Source organism: Rubripirellula obstinata (assembly GCF_001642955.1).
Classification (GTDB): Bacteria; Planctomycetota; Planctomycetia; order Pirellulales; family Pirellulaceae; genus Rubripirellula; species Rubripirellula obstinata.
On the sequence record NZ_LWSK01000203.1, the window covers coordinates 1 to 5,459 of the forward strand.

At 54.7% G+C, this 5,459-nt stretch carries 2 protein-coding genes; one reads left to right on the forward strand and one right to left on the reverse strand.

Features of this window, described 5'->3' with window-relative positions; genetic code table 11:
- Positions 1–474: 474 nt before the first annotated feature.
- Positions 475–2,874, forward strand: coding sequence for a DUF11 domain-containing protein (locus tag RC85_RS24635; protein WP_068267420.1), 2,400 nt, complete (start codon positions 475–477; stop codon positions 2,872–2,874).
- A 570-nt stretch (positions 2,875–3,444) separates the two neighbouring features.
- Here RC85_RS24635 and flgK read toward each other — a convergent pair.
- Complete coding sequence (gene flgK / locus RC85_RS24640; RefSeq protein WP_068267422.1) at positions 3,445–5,133, reverse strand: flagellar hook-associated protein FlgK; 1,689 nt, start codon at positions 5,131–5,133, stop codon at positions 3,445–3,447.
- Between the last annotated feature and the right edge of the window lie 326 nt (positions 5,134–5,459).

Below are 5,459 nucleotides of genomic sequence, written 5' to 3' on the forward strand. Positions count from 1 at the left end.
GAGCTTCCGTCCCGCTGGGACTATTCACCAGCGTTATGATCGCGGATCGATCAACGACAATTTGCATTGATTTGTTCGACTTCCCTCGGGATGAGTGACGACACCAATCCGGCAGTAATTAATACGACGCCCCCTGAGTTCCAGCTGCGAAAGGCGACATTGATTCCCCGCTCGTTCCTTGTTCGTTTAGCCGCGTTGGGCATCGCCCCGCGCGTTCCCGTGCCGCACGACGCGCGGGGCGATGCCCAACGCGGTTAAACGATTTTAAGCGTTGGAGGTAGGCCCGGCCGCTCACGCGTCGTGGCTCACTATGATCGACAAGCCGTTCAGCAGCCGGGAAGTGGGGGGCGAGCGTTGCCGCCTGCCCTCTCTCTGCTTCGGCCGAGGGGCGGCAGAGGTGGGATCCATCGCCGTGAAGTTTCACGATTGGTCTTTCGGTAACTGCTCGTAATTTGATAACCCAACCTTCTAGCCATGGTTTGGCCACAGTTTCGCGAAGGAATGCGACCGATGAAAGCGTTTGGTGTACGACTAGCTGCAGGTGTAGCAACGATCTTGTTTGGTGCTTATGCAGCCGCACTTGCACAGAAAGACAAGCAAAACGACTCCACGGCATGGACCGCCCAGCCACCGTCACTCGGTGAACCGGCGGCCCCGATTGCTGGGATCGGCGAAGATACGTGGATCAGCCAGCCTGAATCCGATGCTTCCAATTCACTCGCCGATTTTGCGGGTTCAGCCTTCAATCAATCGGTCGCATTGGTTCAGCACACCGAAGATGTCGGTTCCAACGAGCTTCGGGGCGAACTTCGCAGCGCTCCAGCCGACAGCGAACCGGCGTTTGATGTTTCCAGCCTGCCCGCCAGCCTCGGTGAACCTCAATCGGAATCCGCAGGGTCGCCTGCAATGGCCATGGAAGTTCCCGATTGGACCATGGACGCCCCGCCAGCGTCACAGCAAAATTTCCCTGAACCGGAAACCTATCCCGAACCTCAGCAGCAAGTCCCCGAACAATCACTTTCGATGAACTTCCCCTCGGAAGTTGCGAATCAAGAACCAGGGTTTGCACCCGAGCCCATGCAGGAAATCGATTTGGCCCAGGCGCCTGCAATGGATATGGCACCTGCAATGGACATCTATCCCGATCCAGTGCAATCGCCAAGCAATGATTTGCGAAGCATGCCCGATCATCCTGAGCAACCCGCTCAGTTCGATTCCCTCGCAAACCAACAACCCGACTTTGCTCAGAATCAACTACAACCTGCACCGCCGGCCGCGGATCCCTACCCAGTTACTCAGCAGCCAGGTCAGTTCCAAAACAACGCCTACCCCAGTCAACCAGAACGATTCGCCAGCCTGCCTAGGCCTGATGCGGCACCAATGGCTGCAACACCAGGAATGGGACTTCGCGGCGGCTATCAATCGATGCCGCCTGAACAATCAGTCGCTCGCAACGAACCATCCAGCGGAACCATCGACGCACCCGGTGACCGAAGACTCGAAGGCGTTCAAACGCCAAGCGTCGTGATCCAAAAACGTGCACCAGCGGAAGTTCAAGTTGGCAAGCCAGCTTCGTTCGTCATTCACGTTCAAAACGTTGGATCAGCCGAGGCTTTAGATGTGGTTGTTCACGATCGTATCCCAGCGGGAATGCGATTGGTCGATGCATCGCCATCGCCAACTCAGCAAGGAAATCAATTGCTATGGCAACTTGGTTCTTTGCCCGCAGGCGACGAACGAACCGTCACCATGCAATTGGTCCCCGAAGCCGAAGGCGAACTCGGCAGTGTTGCACGCGTCACGTTTGAAGCCGCGGCATCGGTTCGCACAATTAGCACACGACCGGAACTGAAGATCACCCAACGCGCACCGGCAAAGGTCTTGATCGGACAACAGCTTGAAATTGAGCTGGAAGTTTCCAACCCAGGAACCGGCGAAGCAACTTCGGTGTCGCTTCAAGAAGACGTTCCCGAGGGCCTGGAACACCCACGTGGTCGGCAACTCGATAATCTAATCGGAACCCTGGCACCCGGCGAAAGCCGACTGCAAGTACTTCGTTTGCGAGCCGTCAAACCTGGAATGATCGCCAATACGATTCACTTGGTTTCAGAAGATGGCTTGGCCGCCGAGCACACGATTGATGTCGAGGTCATCGCACCGCAATTAGCAGTCGAACTGGCTGGGCCTTCCCGACGGTTCCTTGAGCGTCAAGCAACCTACCAATTGAACATCGCCAACACGGGAACCGCCGACGCGACCAACGTCGAAATCTCGGTGGCACTCGATCGCGGTTTTAACTTCGTATCCACCGACTTCGAAGGCCAATACGATGCATCGCGACACGCGGTTTTTTGGTCACTTGATTCGTTACCCGCTGGCGATAGCGGCTCCGTTCCTTTGACACTGCTGCCAGTCCAAGAAGGACAGCGTGCATTGACGGTAGACGCAAGAGCGGACCTGAACACGATTGCAAAATCTGAGCATACCGTTCAAGTCGAGGGCTTCGCCGAACTTAGTTTCCAAATTCTGAATCCCGGCGGTCCAATCGAATTGGGTGCCCAATCAGATTACGAAATCATGGTGCAAAACAGTGGCTCAAAGACCGACAACAACGTTCGTCTGCAGATTCAACTTCCGGCTGGATTAGAACTGGTCAGCGCTGATGGTGAAGGCGGCCAAGCCAACACCGACGGACGTGGCGTTGTTATTTTCCCGCCTCGCAATCAACTATCACCAGGCAGCGAGATCAAGTACCGAATGCGGGTTCGCGGTGTTGCACCGGGAACCCACTTGGTCAAGGCTGTCGTCGTCAGCGACAGTGCGACCGTTCCAGTAACCAAGGAAGAAAGCACCTTGGTTTATGCGGATCAATGATTGGTTAGTCAATCAGACCGGTGAACAAAATGCTTCGCCGTATTTCGCTTTACTTAAGAACGCACGACTTTTTATAGTCACCTTTCGCTCGGGACGTCGCATCAGTTACTGCGCGTTAGGCCCGGAGGGCCGGCAGCTCCCTGCCGGGTGCGCGAGCACCCGGATGGCTGCCCCACATCAATTCTCTGGCTCGGTTTCGCGGCTACGCCGCGAAACCGAGCCAGAGAATTGGTGAGAGAGAAAATGTGAGATTCAACGCTGCCATCCGGGGATTTACATCCCCGGCAGAGAGCTTCCGTCCCTCCCGGGACTATTCGCTACGCCGAGAAATGCAAAGCCCGTGAAAAGGCGAGCCGGCAGAGAGCTTTCGTCCCGCCGGGACTATTCACCAGCGTTATGATCGCGGATCGGTCATCGACAATTTGCATTTATTTGTTCGACTTCCCTCGGGATGAGTGACGACACCAATCCGGCAGTAATGAATACGACGTCCCCTGCGAAATCACTTGCGAAAGGCGACACTTATTCCCCGCTCGTTCCTTAATACTGCCTACTTTTTCCCTTCACCCTCTACAGCGTCACTAACAGATCCAGCATTTCGCTGGCGGTTGAGATCACGCGAGACGATGCTTGGAACGCTCGTTGATAGGTGATCATCTTGATCGACTCTTCGTCGATATTGACACCGGTAATCGCCAAGTGCTGGCTTTGCAGGGTTGCGTAGAAGTTATTCAAACCTTCGGTCGCACTGCTTTGAAGACTGATCTTTTGGCCCAGGCCAGTAACGGCTTGCTCGTAGACGTCACGCACTGAGTTTCCCCCCAGCGACGACATCGGCTTGTCGACAATGTCGATCAATTCCGTCAAAACGTCAGTGTCTTCGCCGATTCCGCCTCGGCTGATCGCCAAGAAATCTGGATTGCCCTTCAGTTGCGAATTGATGTCGATATCGACCGCGTCGCGTCCCGAAAAGAACGTGTTGATCCCGGCGGCGGCCAAAAAACCGCTGGTGTCTTCACCGAACGTAAAGCCAGAGGTTGGTGAATCTGAATTGATTTGAATCTGTCCGCTGCTGGTGACCGCCGCATTGATACCATCGATCGCATTGATGTCCGCAACGATCGACTGCACCGTCGAATCGGTGACCTGCGAGAGAATCTTTACGTCAATTCGATGCGAGCTAATCAGTTCACCGTCTTCGTCGATCACGTTCATGTCGAACGATCCGTTGCGAGGCACGGTGGCAAGATTCGCGTTTTTCAGTGGCACCCCCACGTCCGCAACGACGGTTGAAAGCATGCTTTGAAAGCCGTCGCGTCCTTGACCTTGTGAATGCACTTCGTTGACGCTTTGAATCAACGCCGATGCCATTGCGTTGATGTCACCGATGTAGTCACCAAAGACGGAATCGCGAGCCTGAATCGTTGCCGCCAGTCTGCCGCTGGTTGCTTGCAGTGGAGAATCCGTTTCCAGAATTCGGACCTCACTTCCGCCTGTCTGGCTGTTGTAGGCCGTGCCGACTTCGCGGCGATGGCCGTTACTGATCAAGTAATCGCCGCCGACGAAAACCGCGATTGCTCCGCTCTCTTGTTCCTGAAAGTTCAGGTTCATGTATTGCGAAAGCTCTTCCAAATCGCGGTACCGTTGATCTCGCAATCCGGTCGCATCGCTTTGCAGCAATCCGCCGCCTTCGATGGTCGCAATGTCCAAGTTCAACTTGGCGATTCGCTCGGTCAACCGGTTAATGTCGGTCGCCATTTGTTCCAGGTCACCGTTCCACAGATCGCTGCGTGAAACTGCATTTTCGCGAGTCAGTCGAATGTTGGACGCCAACGATTCGGCTTGCAGAATGACGAAATCACGAAGCGATGAATCACCCGGTTGCGTTGACAATTCGTGCAACGCGTTGTTGAACAACGAAAATTGTTGGTTCAATCCAGCGTTGTTTAGATCGCCAGTGAGTTCTTCCAATTGCGAGTAGGCTCGATTGAGCGTTTCTGCGCCCGATACAGCGGTTTTAGCATTGAACATCCGCTCGGCAAGCTGGTCGTCAACGACTTGCACGATGCCAGTCGGACGAACCCCCGCGCCTTTTAGCAGACCGCCTTCGCGAACCGCTTCGGCGGACGACTGCTGCAATTGTTGACGCAGATATCCAGGCGTATTGGCGTTGGCAATGTTATTGCCGACGACTTGCAGCCCAATTTGCGCGACCTGCAACGCCCCCGCAGACTGTTGAATCGTGCCAAAAAGGCCCATCGGTCAATCCTGCGTGAAAGAAACGGAAACCAGATCATTGCGATCCTCGACCGTTCTCTTTCATCGACCAATACAATCCGAATAATCCAACCATTTTGCCGATCAGCGGCGGTTAGTACCGTCGGAACAATTAGTGGCGGGAAAATTGGTAGCGAAAGTCGCCAAGACTTTCGGTTTGAATTGCCGAAACTCTTGGCGAGTTTCGCCAGGGCGATTGCACGGGGATTTACCGACTGAAAACGACTTTTTCCATGTAGTCATCGTCCCAACCAGCGGTGAGCCGCTTGTTTTTGACTCCGCACTTGGCCGTTTTCTCTTGCTTGAGC